Source organism: Jeotgalicoccus saudimassiliensis (assembly GCF_000756715.1).
Taxonomy (GTDB): domain Bacteria; phylum Bacillota; class Bacilli; order Staphylococcales; family Salinicoccaceae; genus Jeotgalicoccus; species Jeotgalicoccus saudimassiliensis.
Genome location: NZ_CCSE01000001.1, coordinates 1,478,186 through 1,494,771 on the forward strand (window position 1 = coordinate 1,478,186; position 16,586 = coordinate 1,494,771).

The following is a 16,586-nucleotide window of genomic DNA, read 5'->3' on the forward strand; positions in this document are numbered from 1 at the left end:
ACCCCCTGATATTATTTTTTAATACTTTCTATGATACTTGCCATTTCAATTGCTGTCGCAGCCGCTTCCGACCCCTTGTTACCAACTTTCGCGCCGGCACGGTCGATGGCCTGTTCGATATTCTCTGTTGTTATAACGCCGAATATAACGGGTACGCCTGTTGACAGTCCTGCATGGCTTATACCTTTTGCTGCCTCATTGCAAACATAATCGTAATGCGTCGTACTGCCGCGTATTACGCAGCCGAGTGTTATAACGCTGTCGTATTTACCCGTTTCAGCCAATGTTTTTGCTGTTAACGGCAGCTCAAATGCTCCCGGTACATAGACTAAATCGATATTGTCATCTTTAACGCCGTGTTTCAGCAAAGTTTTATGTGCACCGTCTAATAAACGACTCGTAATAAATTCATTAAATTCCGCCGTCACAATCGCTATTTTTAAATTTTGACCGTTCATTGTTTTCTCTAATTCATTCATAATTAATTCCTCCTATAATAGATGACCCATTTTTTCTTTTTTTGTATTTAAATAATCTGCATTGTAAATATTTGCCGGCACAATATGTTCTCTTGAATGTACTTTAATATTTTCATTTTCCAGCCCTTGAATCTTCTTCGGGTTATTACTCAGCAGTGTCACTTCATTTACATTTAAATGCTTAAGCATTGCCGCAGCTTCTTCGTAGGTTCTAAGATCTGCATCAAAGCCCAGATGTTCGTTCGCCGTTACTGTGTCGTAACCCTGTTCTATCAGTTCATACGCTTTTAATTTATTCGTTAGACCGATACCGCGGCCTTCCTGGCGCATATATAAAATGATGCCATCCTCTTCACTCATAATCTCCATTGCCTTATTGAGCTGTTCACCGCAGTCGCAGCGCGAACTTTTAAACACATCGCCCGTCAGACACTCCGAATGAATGCGGACATTCATATGCGGTGTAACCTCACCATGCACAAGCGCCAAATGTTCTTTCCCTTTACCATCGACAAAGTCATACATTTTAAATTCGCCGAACTTCGTCGGCAGATTAATAGTACTCGCCAGCGTAACTGCTCGCTTTTTTAACATATAGTGTTTTAAAGCTTCAATTGTAATCATTTTTAGATTGTGCTGCTTTTTGTATACCTGTAAATCATCGACGCGCGCCATCGTGCCGTCGTCATTCATAATTTCACAAATCACACCTGCCGGTTTTGCACCAGTCAGCTTCGCTAAATCCACTGCTGCTTCTGTATGTCCCTGTCGTTCTATCACGCCGCCTTCTTTAGCAACAAGCGGGAAGACATGACCCGGACGGTTAAAGGTTTTTGGTGAAACATTGCTGGCTAAGAGCGCCTTTATCGTGTCGAAGCGTTCGAATGCACTGATACCGGTCGTTGAACTGACGTGATCAATAGAAATTGTAAATGCTGTCTGATATTCATCACTGTTATGCTCAGTCATCGGCACGAGTCCCGCCTGTGCAGCAATACTTTTCGACACCGGCGTACAGATTAATCCTCTTGCATGAGTGGCCATAAAGTTAATAGCTTCTGCGTCGATAAACTCCGTTATACCGACAAGATCTCCTTCGTTTTCTCTGTCTTCATCGTCGACAACGATAATCAGTTTTCCCTCTTTTAAATCTTTTAAGGCACTGTCAATTGAATCAAACATGTCTGCCACCTGCTTTCTCAAAATTAAGCAGATGATCGATATGCTTAATCATCATATCCGCTTCAATATTCACAATGTCCCCAGCAGTTTTCCCGGAGATATTCGTCTTATACTGTGTTTTTGGAATGATATTTAAGATAAAAATATCCTCTTCAGTTTTGATATCAAATAACGTTAAACTGATGCCGTCTATTGTGACAGAACCTTTTAAGATCATATATTTCATCAATTCCCGGCTGCATTTTACCGATAGTACCAACGCATCGCCGTCATTATAAATGTTTTCAATAAGTCCCGTACCATCGACATGGCCTGACACTATGTGTCCGCCTAAGCGCTGGTCCAGTCTCATCGCTCGTTCCAGATTAAGTATATCGCCTTTTTTAACGTCAGATAACGACGTTATACTGCTCGTTTCATTTACAATCTCAACAGAAAATGATTCTTCCTGAAGTTTTGTTATTGTTAAGCACGCACCGTTAACTGCGACAGAGTCGCCTATATTTAAATCGTCAAAAAGAGTGTTTTTTATTTCCATTTCAGTTAATGCAGATGTTTTATTAATAGAGAGTACCGGTGAAGTTTGTTCGATTAATCCTGTAAACATGCTGGAGTCCTCCTGTAAGTAAGTTTGATGTCCGACTCGAGCTTTTCAACATGATGTAATATCAAATCCAGCTGACCGGAAGGGTCACCTTGATGGAGCTGATATTCAGAATAACCAAATATTTTCGGGGCAATGTAAATGATGAGGTCATCGAATAATTTTTCGTTTAAAAATTGAGTGTGGATAGACGAACCGCCTTCCACTAAAAGTGATGCAATATTTTCTTCATATAATATATGAAGTATTTCAGTTAAATTATAATTTCCAAAGAATATTTTTGCGCGGTCCTTGAACTGCACATTCTCCTCGTTACTGGTATATATAATAGGCTTATGCGGGTGCTTGAATATATTCATATCCTCACGCAGTGTTTGCGAACCGAGCAGAATAACCGGCACCGGGTGTTTATCGTTTTCGGACAAACGGGTTGTCAGGTGCGGATTATCATTTAACAGCGTGTGCGAACCAATCAGCAGGCCGTCGTGATGATGCCTTAAATTGTGCACGTCACGCCGGGATTCATCGTTGCTGACCCAGTGGCTGTCACCATTCCTGTGCGCAATTTTACCGTCGAGACTCATCGCGCTCTTTAATGTAATAAACGGACGCTTATTTGCCAGTTGAATATTAAACGGACGGTACAGTTCATCCACATCAGTATTACCGAGATGAATGGTTTCAATACCATGATTGTTAAGCACTTTCAGTCCGTCAACTTTATCATTCGTATCCCGGTAAGCGTAGTACACACGTTTTATACCCGCTTCAATAATCGCCTCGGTGCATGGCGGTGTTTTGCCGTGATGTGAACAGGGTTCAAGTGTGACATATATATCTGCACCTGCTGGTGATTCCCTGCAGCTGTTCAATGCTGCACGTTCTGCATGAAGATCTCCTGATTTTAAATGCGCCCCGTAACCGATGACCCGGCCGTCTTTAACAATGACGGCACCGACCGGCGGATTGACTGCCGTCTGACCGGCTGCCATATTGGCCATATTTACAGCCATATTCATATATGTGTTCAAGTTTTTACCTCCTGAATAAAATAGCACCAGCGAATAAACTTATCCGCCGGTGCTAAAAAAATGTATGCTGAATTAACACAGTGTTTGACACAATGCTAAATAAACGTATATAAATGCTGTTAAAACATTTTACGCTGCTACATTATTCTCTCTCCCATCCAGACTTTAACTGTCGGCTTCAGACTTGAACTGAATCAGCCATACGGTAAAAATTACCGTACAGGTCGCGGGCTTTCTTATAAAGATTACCGCCGGTTGGGAATTTCACCCTGCCCCGAAAGAATTGTATTCAGTTGAAAAACTCTTTATAAAATATAGTACATTACTATGAGAAACGCAATGTATTGATATTTCTGATAATTAATTTAACTATCTTTTCTATAAATTTGCCAATCATCTGCCGTCCTTAAAGCATCATAGAATATTTTTATCACATTTTATTTAAAAACGATATTTCATTTATTATCAGATATGTTCTAACCTTGAGCTATACATCCATAACAGGGGGAATTATAAAATGACAAATTTTGAATATGATTTAGTTGTAGTAGGATCTGGTAACGCAGCATTAAGTGCAGCGGTATCTGCAAGTGAAGACAATTTAAAAGTACTTGTTGTCGAAAAGGGGCCGCAGCACAAACGCGGAGGCAACTCATTCTTTACTGATGGAGCAATCCGATTCGCATATAACGATCTTGACGGTTTAAGCAAAGTCGTAGACAACTTATCTGAAGAAGAACTAAACTCAATTGAATTACCAAAATATGCAACAGAGGATTATCACGGCGACTTAATGAACGTTACTAAAAACGAAAGCAACCCAAGTCTTGCTGAACATTTAACAGGTAAATCATATGAAACGATTCTTTGGATGAAAGAGCAGGGTGTAGAGTTTCAGTTAAATGAAAACCAGTTCTTTGAAAAAGACGGAAAGAAATCATTCTGGGGCGGTCTGCCTGTTAAAACAGTCGATAAAGGTATCGGTCTTGTAAAATCATTATTCAAAAAAGCAGAAGAGAACGGTGTGGACTTCTGGTACGCATCACCTGCTGAAAAGCTTGAAAAAACAGATGGGAAAATTACAGGGGTTCACGTAAACAGTGAAGAGCACGGTAAAGTCCTTGTTAAAACTAAAGCAGTAGTATTAGCGAGCGGCGGATTTGAAGCTGACAAGAAGAAACGTATGGAGCACCTCGGCAAAGAGTGGGAAAATGCAATTGTCCGCGGAAGCGAGTACAACACAGGTGACGGTATCACAATGGCACTTGAAGTCGGTGCAGTAAAAGCAGGACAATATGACGGCTGTCACGCACATACTACAGACTACAACTCACCTAAAACTGGTGACTACAGCAAACCTGGTGACATCTATAAGAAATCATCATATCCATTAGGATTAATCGTTAACGTAGAAGGTGAGCGTTTCGTCGATGAAGGTGCAGATTTCAGAAACTACACTTACGCAAAATACGGTAAAGAAACTCTGAAACAGACTCAGCAGAAAGCATTTCAGATTTACGATTCTCAGGTGAGAGACATGTTAAGAGTAGAGTACAACCTGGAAGAAGCAACAATGCTGACAGCTGACACTATTGAAGAACTTGCAGTGAAAATGGGCGTTGATAAAGAAAATTTCCTGGAGACAATTAACAGCTACAACGATGCAGTTCAGGACGGCGACTATAACCCGAGTGTTAAAGACGGTAAAACAACAGTCGGCTTATCACCGAACAAAACAAACTGGGCGCTTAAGTTTAACGAAGGTCCTTTTTACGCTTATCCAATTACTTGCGGTATCACATTTACTTTCGGTGCAATCAAAGTAAACAACAAATCAGAAGTACTGGATGAGAATGATGAACCTATTGAAGGGTTATATGCTGCAGGCGAGATGGTCGGAGATCTTTTCTACCATAACTATCCCGGCGGTTCAGGCTTAATGTCAGGATCTGTATTCGGAAAAACTGCAGGTGACTCAGTTAAAAACTATCTTTCTACAGCAGCACAGAATTAGACATAAATTAAAAAGGAAAGCATCCCCCCGATGCTTTCCTTTTTTTATTTGATATTTCCCCACGAGCGCATATGTTCAATGAATTTTTTTACAATAACCAGATTTTCGTAGTCCTCATTGTACATTATCCATGTATCTCTTTTTATTAAAGCTCCGTCTTTCGATTCAACTTTTGATTTATACAGGTTCTCCTCTTCTTTTAAACAAATTTCAGGCACAATAGAATATCCTAAACCGCTTTTTACTAATTCCTTACACGTATCAAGACGATCTACTTCCATTTCTATACTTGCCGGCGAAGCAAATTCAGTCGTCCACCAGCGGTTAATAATCTCTTTAAGAGAAGAATCTGTTTTATAATCTATCTGCTTATATGAAGGTAATTCCTGCACATTAATTTCGTTTTGAGAAATAATATACAGCGGTTCCTGATTTAATAAATACTTCCTGCTTTGCCATTGATAATCTCTTCTAAGAATACCAATATGAACTGATGAATCGTTTATCATCTTATATACATCTGAACTCACACCTGTTCTAACATTAAAACGTACTTCAGGATATTTATTTGAAAATGTTTTAAGCAGGTTAGGCAGAACATATTGAGCAAAGTTACTCGATACACCGATCTTCAGTGTGCCCGATATTTCTTCACTCATATTATTAATATTATCTTTAACCACCTGAAGCTGCTGTAGCATATCTTTTGCATATTTAACGAGATATTCTCCTTCAGACGTAAATTCAATACCTGTTTTCGTTTTAAAAATAAGCTCGGTTCCTATTTCTTTTTCTAAATTTTTCAAACGATAACTTAATGAAGGTTGCGAAACATATAATTTCTCAGCTGTTTTCGTAATATTCTTCTCTTCATAGAGCAATTTTAATATTTTCCAATCCTTCTGATCCATCGGACCACCCCTTTTTAATGCTTTAAAGACTATAATTCACTCTTCATGTTATCAGATTTTTCTATCCCATAATGTAAGAAGTTAACAATTTGTTTATATAGTACCCAGTTTCTCCGGTTAAAGATATACTGGAATTAATAGATATTCTTTAAGTTGAATCGATATATTCAGATTGGAGATGGATAAACATGATTTCAATTGATAAAGACCTGGAATTTGAATTAGGAGAAGTCACACGCAGGACACACAATATGGGTATTCCTGTCATGATTATTATTGAAGGCGCTCCTGCATCGGGTAAATCACGGTTATCAAACGCCTTATATATGTCGCTCGATGCGAAGTATACAAACTTCGTCGCCACGCGTCCGCCGAGAGAAGCCGATTTAAGGTATCCTTTCCTTCACCGCTACTGGTATCATCTTCCGAAAGACGGCAATATTAATATTCATTTCAGAAGCTGGTACTCGCAATTAATAGAATACAAGGATTATAATATCAAGCGCAATATTAATACTGACTTCAAATTGATTGAAGAAGATATGAAGAACTTTGAAGAAACTTTAACAAACAACGGCTATGAGGTTTTAAAATTTTACATTACTACGGATAAAGAAGTCCGGGAACGTCATATTCAGAATCTGAAAGATAACCCTATGCTGAAATGGAAAGCTGAAGAATTCCAGAGCCGCCTGCAGCACCATGACTATGATGAAGAAATGGAATACTTTCTGCAGGGTGAGACAGTTTCTCCGTGGACTCAGATTGATTTTCATAACAAAGAAGATGCCGCAAATACTTTATACTCTGCGATCATTACTCGTTTAAAGAAACGTATTAAAGCTGAGCATAAAAATAAGCCAAAGACCGAAGGCAGGTTCAGCGATAACTTTAAAACTGACTTGTTCACATTTGATTTTGATAAAGAAACTATCCCAAAGCATGAATATAAAGAAATACTGCCGGATTTACAGGCAAGAATGCGTGAAATTCAGTTCCAGCTCTATCAGGAGAAGATTCCGCTTGTCTTGGTTTATGAAGGAATGGACGCTGCCGGCAAAGGCGGTAACATTAAACGTACGAGAGCACTCCTTGATCCGACGGGCTATAAAAACAATGCTATTGGTACCCCGACTGATATCGAGCTTGCCCATCATTACTTATGGCGGTTTGCGAAACGGACACCAAGAAGCGGCCACATTGGATTTTTTGACCGCAGCTGGTATGGACGGGTTCTCGTCGAACGTGTAGAAGGTTTCGCTTCACAGGATGCATGGCAGCAGGCATATGAAGAGATTAATGATTTTGAGAAAGCACTGCATAATTCAGGGGCAGTTGTTATTAAATTCTTTCTGTCACTCGATAAGGATGAACAGCTCAAACGACTGGAAGATCGTTTAAACACACCTGAGAAACAATGGAAGATTACAGAGGATGACTGGCGTAATCGTGAGAAATGGGATTTATATCTGGAAGCGTCTGAGGATATGATACTTAAAACAGATACTGAACATGCGCCGTGGATTGTTATTCCGGCAAACGATAAACGCTATGCACGTATTACTGCACTGAAAACGATTATAAAAATATGTGAAGAACGTTTAGCAAGTAAAAATAAAAGCGTATAATGAAGTTGAAAGATATAAATCAAGGGGGAAAACATCAATGAAGTATGTATTTTTAACAGGTACCAACCGCGGACTCGGCGAAGCAGCTGCGAAAACTTTCGGTGACAGTAAAATTATCAGTATTACGAGAAGCAAAGTAGAGGAAGCAGGTAACATCCATAAATCATTTTCAGTGGATTTCAGTGATACCGATGCACTTGAGCAATTTGTACCTGAAATTTTCAACTCTGTAGACCCGGACGAAACTGATGAAGTGTATTTACTGAACGTTGCAGGCATTGTCGACCCGGTCAAAGCAGTCAGCAATGTGTCAGCAGATGACATGGTAACAAACTATAAAGTCAACGTTGTCGCTCCGACACTTCTTATCCAGGGCTTCGTTAACCGCTTCAAAGACTTTGAAGGCGAAAAGCGTATCGTTACTGTAACGAGCGGTGCTGCACGAAGTGCAATTGAGGGATGGGGTGTATACTGCAGTTCCAAAGCAGCTGTAAACATGGTACATGGCGTTCTTAACAAAGAAAACATCCATCAGGGCAACAACATTAAGAGTGCGGTGTTCTATCCGGGCGTTATCGATACAGGGATGCAGGAAGTCATCCGCGCATCTGATATCAATGAGTTTCCCAACCTCGACCGCTTCAAAGAGTATAAGGATACAAACAAGCTTGCAAAAGCTGAAGACGTTGCAGCAGCACTTCACAAAGTAGTGACGCTGGAAGACTTCGGCAGCGAGGAAAGCTATGATGTAAAAGATTATATCTAATACAAAAAACGGGAGTAACGCTATGCGTTACTCCCGTTTCCTTATTAATACTGGCTTAAATACTGTTCTTTCTCCCACGACGTTATCTGGGCACTGTACATTTTCCATTCATAATTCTTGTTCTCTATAAAGTGGTCGCATATATGCCTGCCGAGCGCATCCTGAATCACTTCATCTTCTTTCAATGCTTTCAGCGCTGTATATAACGTTGTTGGCAGGTCTTCGACATCTTCCGCCTTACGTTGGGTACTTGTCATTTCAAAAATATTTTCGTCCACCGGCGTCGTCAGGTCTTTCTGATTCTTAATGCCGCTGAGGCCCGCTCTTAATATTACTGCAGTCGCAAGATACGGATTTGCCGATGGATCCAGCGATCTGACTTCTGCTCGTGTTCCTGCTCCTCTTGTCGATGGTATTCGGAGCAGCGGTGTACGGTTGCTGCCGCTCCATGCGATATAACGCGGTGCTTCGAATCCTGTGCTCAGACGTTTATATGAGTTTACAAGCGGATTACAGATTGCCGTATAACCCCGCGCGTGATCAAGCAGACCTGCCATAAAGTATTTCATTTCCTCACTCAGACCGTCTTCATCATGTTCATCATAGAAAACGTTGGTACCGTCTTTAAATAACGACACGTTATAATGCATACCGCTTCCGGCTTCATCGTATAAAGGTTTAGGCATAAATGTAACATGCAGACCGTATTGTCTGGCTACTGTTTTTGCCACCAGTTTAAACGTCTGAATATTATCACTCGACGTTACCGCATCACTGTATTTAAAACTGATTTCATGCTGGCTGGGTCCTGCTTCATGGTGAAACATTTCTACTTCAAAATCCATTTTCTTAAGTGTTTTTGCTATTTCACGTCGGCATCTTTCACTTGTATCTGTGATCGATACATCAAAGTAACCGCTCGTGTCATTCACGATAGTAGTGGGATTATTGTCTTTGTCCAATTTAAATAAATAGAACTCAGGCTCCGGACCAAGGTTAAATGCATCGTAACCCATGTCTTCCATTTCTTTAACAATACGCTTTAAATTACTTCTCGGATCTCCTTCGAAAGGCTCGTTATTGAAGTTATGCACATCGCAAATTAATCGTGCAACTCTACAGTTTTCTTCAGACCATGGGAAAATACTCCAAGTATTATAATCAGGCTTTAAATACATATCCGATTCTTCAACGCGGACAAACCCTTCAATAGAAGAACCATCGAACATTATTTCCCCATCCAGTGCTTCTTCCAGCTGCTCAACAGGGATTTCCACATTTTTAAGTGCACCTAATATATCTGTGAACTGTAATTTCACATACCCGATTTTTTCTTCTTGTGCAATCTTTAAAATATCTTCCTTAGATATTTTACTCATTTAAATGACCACTCCTAAATATATTTAACACATAAATCTTCTCTTAGTTTATAAACCCCATTGCCCGCGTGCTTAAACGGGTTTTTCATTTTTATTTTTTATTACAATAACAACAATGGCAGAAACTGCGAGTACAATGCTGATAATCAGCAATGTAATATTTAAATTCATGTAATCACTGCCATTCTCCGAATAGATAGCATATAACGGCCAGATAATGACGAGCGGATATAACCAGTCTTTAAAATACAAGGCCGTCAGAACACCAATGACTCCTGCAGCTGCCAGCATGATAATTGTCCATGTTAATTCATCCAGACCGATTATAGAATCGATATTATTATCATTCGTTAATTGGAAAACATTAACGATAGAGGCGACTGTTACCCAGGCAAAATAAACAGAGTAAGGAAAACGGTCAAACCAGCTGTAGTTCTGAGACGTAATTAAAATATGCATAATAATTAGTGTAATCAGCAATGCAAAAATTATAATTACTGACGCCAGTATCATTTGCTGAGTAAATACTAAAATCCATGCACTGTTGAGTAAGAAGTTAATGATTGGCCAGTATTTTAATTTATAGGCTGGAGAATCTTCCCAAGTTTTCTGAAAGAACTGCTTAATTATCCATATAAATACCAGAATATATATTAATCCCCATATGGAAAACGCAAATCCCGCCGGCTGAATAATAGGCTGGTTACTGTTCGCAACATTTCCAACATTTGTTCCTACAAAGTAGTTCATTACTATCATTACTATAAAAGCAGCTAAATAACCTGCTGCCCATTTTCTCTGTGTACTCATCAAATCACCTTTCTGTTATTAGTAATAAGAAAAGCGAGGGCATGCCCTCGCTTTTCTCTATAGTGTGATTTCAACGGGTTCTTCGTCATCGTTCATAATTTTAATTTCGTCCGGCGTCACCTTTAGAACTTTCAGGTGCGGATTTTCTTTTGAATCAAAGAAGGTTTTATCCTGTTTTTCCCAGAGCCAGTCAATTGTATCCTGGTCATCAATTCGTTCCACACTGCCGTTGATTTCCACAAATGCATTGTTATCAGTATCATTAAAGCCAAGGAGTATATGAGCCTTCGGATTTTGTTCAAGTTCATCGTATTTAGGCGACTGGTCATTCGTTTTAGCATACAATGTCAGCCCGTCATTATAAAACCACATATAACGGGAATTCGGCACATTATCTTTCGCTGTGGATAAGACACCTATTTTTGACTCATCTAAAATTTCTTCTATACGTTCAATAACTCTTGACTGTTCCACAATATCACCTGTCCTTTAAATTAATCATTCTTTATGTACATACCACATATGATTTCTTTTATTCATAAAGGGTATAAATGAATATCGATAAAATGAACAGGAGGTAATTGATTATGGATGTTAAGGCAGAAGCGAAAAAACTCGAAGGTGACGGCTGGGAACTGAAAGAAGAGAAACTGGTTAAAAAGTTTAAATTCGATCGTTTTCTCGACGGTATCGAGTTTGTGAATATGCTTGCCCAGCAGGCAGAGAAAGAGCAGCACCATCCCGGTATCAGAATTAATTACACCACGATAACGGTAGTATGGACAACATTCTCCACACATGAACTTAAAGAGCGTGATATCGAAGGTGCGAAGGCAACAGACAAAATCTTCGGTTAAAATAACGGACTGCTCAGTTTTTAATGAACTCGGCAGTCCTGTTCTATATCTTTTTTACTATAAGGATTTGAATAGATGAAGTATTTAATATCCGGAACAGTGACCGGATTAATTTCCGGCATGTTTTTATTTATCGTCTCTGCAGCAATTGAACGGCTGACTGAGCTAGAGCTGATGACACTGCTTCTGAATATAGATTTTCTGACAGCACATGAGTTTTATTTCGTGACAGAGGTACTGTTTCATCTCATTACTTCGGTTATCATTGCTGTGTTACTTAAGTTTATCTTTGTGAACTTTCAAAAGTTTTATATTCCGGCACTTGTATTCAGCTGGATGCTGACAAGCGCACTGTTTTATGTATTGGATTATTTAAGTATAGAAGAGATTAATTTATACGGCCTGCAGGGCTTTAATGTATGGATGTTTATACATCTGTGTTATTTCATTCTTATTTTTCTACTTCATAAAAAAGGTTTTTAACACACTGAGGGGGACATTATGAATAAAGAAGCAGTACCGTTATTAGAAGAGGTAAAGCAGATACGCCAGCAAGTCAGAAAAGACGGCAGAGAAATACTGGAGCGCTGGCAGCAGAGAGAAGTCCGTGAAGATTATAAGCACAGCCTTAAAAATCTCGCTTCCTATATGGCGTTCCGACGGGAAGATCACAGGGACATACAGAATGCTTTAATACCGTGGGGTGTATCGTCACTCGGCCGTCTTGAACCCAACGTGCTCGGCAACCTCGATTCAGTAATTAAAACACTCGGTTACATTACCGGAGATATTCAGGATGATACTGAGTATTTTAAATACCCCGGCTCAACAGACCGAAAAAGTCTGCTTGAAAAAAATACCTCACTGCTGCTCGGCGAACGTGACGACCATCGTCATACGCAGATTATGGTAACGATGCCTACGGAAGCAGCGAAAGACTATGAGCTGGTTAAAACGCTGATTGAGTCCGGCATGAATGCCGCACGTATCAACTGTGCTCACGATGACGAGAATACATGGAAACAGATGATTAACAACATCAAAGAAGCGTCAGGAGAAACGGGTAAATCATGCAGAATACTGATGGATATAAGCGGACCGAAAGTCCGTATTAAAACACTGCTGACTTCTAAAAGAAATCCTAAACTGAAGGCAGACGAGAATTTTCTGCTGTCCAATCAGGAAGCAATGGTGCTCCCGCAAAAAGTCAGCATAGCGATTAACACTTCCGTGCCGGAAGTACTTAAGAATGTGGATATCGATCAGCTTATTAAAATAGATGACGGACAGGTTGAAGCTGTCGTCACGGAAATTCAGGATGACGGCTTGATATGTAAAGTAAAAAAAACATCAAAACCAAAAGGTGTTAAAATCAAAACCGAAAAAGGGATAAACTTTCCGGTCCTGGATATGAATTTAAACGTCCTTACAGAAAAAGATATGACAGATCTCGATTTCGCAGTGGAGAACGCAGATATCATCGCATTTTCATTCGTAAAAAGTGCTGATGATATGAAGTATATTGAAGATACACTGCAGGAGAAGCTCCCGGAAGATAAAAAAGATATGCCGATTATCGCTAAAATAGAAACAACAGAAGCAATTGGTGAAATACCCAATATTATTGCAGAAGCAGCATCAGCCAGATCATTTGGCATCATGGTCGCCAGGGGAGATCTTGCTGTTGAAATAGGCTATGAACGACTCAGTGAAATACAGGAAGAACTGCTGTGGATATGTGAAGCAGCCCATACACCGATTATTTGGGCGACGCAGGTGCTGGAATCGCTGATTAAAACAGGTATCCCGACACGTTCGGAAATTTCCGATGTTGTGGCCGGTGCACGTGCTGAATGTATTATGCTGAACAAAGGAGATTACATCGTCGACGGCGTGAAAACGGTCGATGATATTCTGAGTAAGAGTGATGACCATAATTATAAGAAAACAGCGATGCTCCGCGCACTGAATATATCCAAAACAATGTTTGAATAAGATCATGTGCGTCTCAAAAAGGGGCGCATTTTTTTTATGATATAATCCAACATAAAACAGAGGCAGAAAGTTGGGTGGATATGCGTAAACTTAAAGAATTCACTAAATATATCATGATTGCAGCAGTTGGCGGAATACTTGATTTGCTGCTGTTTATCGTACTGCATACTTATACGGATATTCATATTCAAATAGTAAATCTGATCAGTATGTTCACAGGTATCACAACAAATTTTATATTAAATTATCATTTTAACTTCAAGGCGGACAGCAAGTTTTTCAAACGCTATTTTTCATTTCTGACTATCGGTGCTGTCGGCTTTTCAATTGTTTCAATATTCGTCTTTATTTTTGTGCAAAACCTTGAATGGAATGCTATTTTTGTTAAAATAGGCGCGACGATGTTTGCGACTGTTATTCAGTATTTTTTAAACCGGTATATATCATTCCGCAGATACAGAGCATAAGGCGGAAACGACGTTCGGCAACATGAAAGAAGATGTTATTAAACATTTTGAACCAGGTTACGCGAATGATAATTTCTGCACATGCATTCTTCATTCCAAATGGGAGAGTTAAAGGATTTAGGAACTTAACGCTCAAATCAATGTAATGTATAGCGTTACAAAACTATGCCATGCGTTACATTGATTATTTAAATCCCGCCCGAGCTGCTAAAGCTCCAGCGGGATTTTTGTTTATCGGCAAAATGTATGCGTTCACAAAAACTCCATAATTTACTACAAAGATGTAAAAGTTATTGTTGGTTATTCTTCAGTTATAGATTAGAATAGGTTTTCTGATTGAATTTTAAATGATGGAGGATGGGATATGGAATTAAATTTAGTGACATCATTATTTTTAGCAGTGATAGTTTACCTCATCGGTGCTTACTTAGTTAAAAAAATACATTTTTTAGATAGATACTCTATACCGGCACCAGTTGTCGGCGGTCTGATTTTTGCAGTGTTCACATTGATAATGCACACTGCTGGTTTAGTTACGATAACTGTTGATACTTCTCTACAGTCTTTATTTATGATTATATTTTTTACAACAGTCGGTTTAGGTGCAAGTTTTAAACTTATTAAATTGGGTGGAAAACTACTTGTGATTTATTTACTTGCCGCAAGTTTTTTATCAATTGTACAAAATACTTTAGGTGTATCCATGGCAAGTCTGCTTGGTATAGATCCGCTGCTTGGTCTTATGGCTTCTTCTCCTGCGATGATCGGCGGGCACGGGGGTGCTGCAGCATTCGGTGAAACAATTGATGGATTAGGAGTACAGGGTGCGACAACTGTCGGGATTGCTGCGGCGACACTCGGCCTCATCGCCGGCGGCGTATTTGGCGGACCGGTTGCACGCTTTATGATTAACAAGCACAATCTTAAGAGTAACGAACCCAAGTTCGATGCTGGCGATTATGAAATTCCTGTTCAGAAAAAAGAAAATAAATTTACAATCGATCAATTCTTTATATACCTTGCCATTATTACATTCGCTATGGCGCTCGGAACGTATATTGGCGGTATCTTTTCTGATTTAACCGGAGTTATCCTGCCTGATTATGTAGGTGCAATGTTTGTGGCTATTGTTGTCAGAACACTGCTAGATGCAACACAGGACAGAATTCCATTTGATTTTGACACAACAATTAACGATAAAATCGGAGCTGTTTCATTAGGCTTGTTCCTGTCATTCGCGTTAATGAGTATAAAACTTTGGGAGCTCGCAGATCTGGCACTGCCGATTCTGCTGATTGTTTCTGTTCACGTTATCGTTATTATTCTGTATACAATGTTTATTGTCTACAGACTGCTCGGGAAAAATTATGACGCAGTAGTAATGATTAACGGACTGATAGGAAGCGGTTTAGGTGCAACACCTACAGCGATGGCTAACATGGATGCAATTACATCTAAATTCGGTTCTTCGAAGACTGCTTACTTAATCGTACCGGTCGTTGGAGCATTCCTTATTGATATCGTTAACATTCCCGTTATCGTGTTCTTTATAAATTTATTCAGTTAAACATTAAAAGCCGGGGAGTCCCCGGCTTTTTTATGCGTATTTATCTTCCTGTTCAGATGCCTTATCCCGTAACTCGTTATAATATAATACGCTGGTCATCGCACCTTCATCCACCATATTTGCATCCCTTGCCTCATCAGGCTTTCCGAGATTAATAATATAGTCATCATCCGTCCATTTATTCACAGCACCTTTAATTAACTGTCCCGCTTCTGTCTTTGATGCATAAAGTGCTCCTGCTGCGAGTCCCGCTCCAATAATAAACTTCGTTCGTTTACGCATGGTAAATCCTCCTTAAAAGATTAGTTCGCAACTGCCTTTATTTACCTATTCCCGTTTTAGAGCATGACCTAACAACTTTATGATGTTTCACACATTTGATACTCACTATTATAAATGGGTATAATTAATTAAATTGATTTATAAAGAGGTAGTTATATGAATATTAACGATGTAAAGCCGCCTGCAGAGTTTAAGTATTTTGAAGAACAGGTAACCATTCACAAACATTTTTCGTTTATATGCGATAACCGTATATTTTTTTCTAATACTGCTTTTAAAGATTTAAAGAATCATCATTATTCTTTCAGCATTGAGATATCTTCACCTGTTAATGCTCTTGGGCTTGCGACTGATTTTCATTTAATCGATAAAATTTACGATGAAGAAATCGGCATTAAGCTGGATAACTGCCTGCTTAATGAAACGCTTCCGGAGATGAATACGACAGCAGAAAACATATCTTACTGGCTGTTTGAAGAGCTTTCTGCACGTTTGCCGGAGAATGATGTACTGCTGAAAGTAACGCTGTACGAAAATCCGAGGCAGGGTGTTACGATTACTAAACAGATGACACTTCACAAATTCACATAAGTGGACTATGATAGTGATAATCA

The 16,586-nt window shown here is 39.4% G+C and carries 18 protein-coding genes and 1 riboswitch; of the genes, 9 read left to right on the top strand and 9 right to left on the bottom strand.

All coding sequences use genetic code 11. From position 1 onward, the window contains the following. Nucleotides 1-11: 11 nt before the first annotated feature. From ribH to ribD, 4 genes are read right to left on the bottom strand one after another with little or no spacing between them, the layout of a single operon-like run. A complete protein-coding gene (ribH, locus tag RZ44_RS07345) occupies nt 12-479 on the bottom strand; it encodes a 6,7-dimethyl-8-ribityllumazine synthase (protein WP_035809979.1) in 468 nt (155 codons plus the stop codon). A gap of 12 nt (nt 480-491) precedes the next feature. Beyond that, complete coding sequence (locus RZ44_RS07350; RefSeq protein WP_035809980.1) at nt 492-1,661, bottom strand: bifunctional 3,4-dihydroxy-2-butanone-4-phosphate synthase/GTP cyclohydrolase II; 1,170 nt, start codon at nt 1,659-1,661, stop codon at nt 492-494. Next, nucleotides 1,654-2,268, bottom strand: a complete 615-nt coding sequence (locus tag RZ44_RS07355) for a riboflavin synthase (RefSeq protein WP_035809981.1) — start codon at nt 2,266-2,268, stop codon at nt 1,654-1,656. The genes RZ44_RS07350 and RZ44_RS07355 overlap by 8 nt, the downstream gene beginning before the upstream one ends. Continuing rightward, nucleotides 2,253-3,296 (bottom strand): bifunctional diaminohydroxyphosphoribosylaminopyrimidine deaminase/5-amino-6-(5-phosphoribosylamino)uracil reductase RibD, encoded by a 1,044-nt coding sequence (gene ribD / locus RZ44_RS07360; protein ID WP_074431620.1) that lies wholly within the window; start codon nt 3,294-3,296, stop codon nt 2,253-2,255. Before ribD ends, RZ44_RS07355 begins: the two co-directional genes overlap by 16 nt. 142 nt (nt 3,297-3,438) lie before the next feature. After that, a riboswitch (FMN riboswitch) is annotated at nt 3,439-3,582 on the bottom strand. Between the two features lie 231 nt (nt 3,583-3,813). Between ribD and tcuA the strand changes: the two genes are divergently transcribed. Further along, nucleotides 3,814-5,310, top strand: coding sequence for an FAD-dependent tricarballylate dehydrogenase TcuA (tcuA, locus tag RZ44_RS07365; protein ID WP_035809984.1), 1,497 nt, complete (start codon nt 3,814-3,816; stop codon nt 5,308-5,310). 44 nt (nt 5,311-5,354) lie between these two features. On the opposite strand, the gene RZ44_RS07370 is transcribed toward tcuA, so the two are convergent. Continuing rightward, complete coding sequence (locus RZ44_RS07370) at nt 5,355-6,221, bottom strand: LysR family transcriptional regulator (protein WP_035809986.1); 867 nt, start codon at nt 6,219-6,221, stop codon at nt 5,355-5,357. Between the two features lie 188 nt (nt 6,222-6,409). Here RZ44_RS07370 and RZ44_RS07375 point away from each other — a divergent pair, with 188 nt between their 5' ends. Together RZ44_RS07375 and RZ44_RS07380 are read left to right on the top strand one after the other, a co-directional pair. Continuing rightward, nucleotides 6,410-7,849, top strand: coding sequence for a phosphate--AMP phosphotransferase (locus RZ44_RS07375; RefSeq protein WP_035809989.1), 1,440 nt, complete (start codon nt 6,410-6,412; stop codon nt 7,847-7,849). Nucleotides 7,850-7,886: 37 nt separating this feature from the next. Next, nucleotides 7,887-8,615 (top strand): SDR family NAD(P)-dependent oxidoreductase, encoded by a 729-nt coding sequence (locus RZ44_RS07380; RefSeq protein WP_035809991.1) that lies wholly within the window; start codon nt 7,887-7,889, stop codon nt 8,613-8,615. 44 nt (nt 8,616-8,659) lie between these two features. Here the strand turns inward: RZ44_RS07380 and glnA are convergent, their stop codons facing one another. The 3 genes from glnA to RZ44_RS07395 all read right to left on the bottom strand — a co-directional run bounded on the left by glnA (nt 8,660) and on the right by RZ44_RS07395 (nt 11,278). Beyond that, nucleotides 8,660-9,994, bottom strand: coding sequence for a type I glutamate--ammonia ligase (gene glnA / locus RZ44_RS07385; RefSeq protein ID WP_035809997.1), 1,335 nt, complete (start codon nt 9,992-9,994; stop codon nt 8,660-8,662). A gap of 72 nt (nt 9,995-10,066) precedes the next feature. Further along, a complete protein-coding gene (locus RZ44_RS07390; RefSeq protein WP_035810000.1) occupies nt 10,067-10,804 on the bottom strand; it encodes a tryptophan-rich sensory protein in 738 nt (245 codons plus the stop codon). A 57-nt stretch (nt 10,805-10,861) separates the two neighbouring features. Beyond that, nucleotides 10,862-11,278, bottom strand: coding sequence for a pyridoxamine 5'-phosphate oxidase family protein (locus RZ44_RS07395; protein ID WP_035810002.1), 417 nt, complete (start codon nt 11,276-11,278; stop codon nt 10,862-10,864). 113 nt (nt 11,279-11,391) lie between these two features. Here RZ44_RS07395 and RZ44_RS07400 point away from each other — a divergent pair, with 113 nt between their 5' ends. The 5 genes from RZ44_RS07400 (at nt 11,392) to gltS (ending at nt 15,690) form a co-directional block, all read left to right on the top strand. Continuing rightward, a complete protein-coding gene (locus tag RZ44_RS07400; protein ID WP_221432895.1) occupies nt 11,392-11,661 on the top strand; it encodes a 4a-hydroxytetrahydrobiopterin dehydratase in 270 nt (89 codons plus the stop codon). A gap of 75 nt (nt 11,662-11,736) precedes the next feature. Next, nucleotides 11,737-12,144, top strand: coding sequence for a hypothetical protein (locus tag RZ44_RS07405; RefSeq protein WP_035810004.1), 408 nt, complete (start codon nt 11,737-11,739; stop codon nt 12,142-12,144). 18 nt (nt 12,145-12,162) lie between these two features. Further along, a complete protein-coding gene (locus tag RZ44_RS07410; protein WP_035810006.1) occupies nt 12,163-13,656 on the top strand; it encodes a pyruvate kinase in 1,494 nt (497 codons plus the stop codon). 80 nt (nt 13,657-13,736) lie between these two features. Next, nucleotides 13,737-14,123 carry a GtrA family protein gene (locus RZ44_RS11040; RefSeq protein ID WP_141638996.1) on the top strand — a complete coding sequence of 129 codons (387 nt, stop codon included), beginning with the start codon at nt 13,737-13,739 and terminating at the stop codon, nt 14,121-14,123. A gap of 364 nt (nt 14,124-14,487) precedes the next feature. Next, entirely contained in the window at nt 14,488-15,690 is a 1,203-nt protein-coding gene (gene gltS, locus RZ44_RS07420; RefSeq protein ID WP_035810007.1) for a sodium/glutamate symporter, read from the top strand. Between the two features lie 30 nt (nt 15,691-15,720). On the opposite strand, the gene RZ44_RS07425 is transcribed toward gltS, so the two are convergent. Beyond that, nucleotides 15,721-15,972, bottom strand: coding sequence for a hypothetical protein (locus tag RZ44_RS07425; RefSeq protein WP_035810009.1), 252 nt, complete (start codon nt 15,970-15,972; stop codon nt 15,721-15,723). A 156-nt stretch (nt 15,973-16,128) separates the two neighbouring features. Between RZ44_RS07425 and RZ44_RS07430 the strand changes: the two genes are divergently transcribed. After that, a complete protein-coding gene (locus RZ44_RS07430) occupies nt 16,129-16,563 on the top strand; it encodes a 6-pyruvoyl trahydropterin synthase family protein (RefSeq protein ID WP_035810012.1) in 435 nt (144 codons plus the stop codon). Nucleotides 16,564-16,586: the final 23 nt, after the last annotated feature.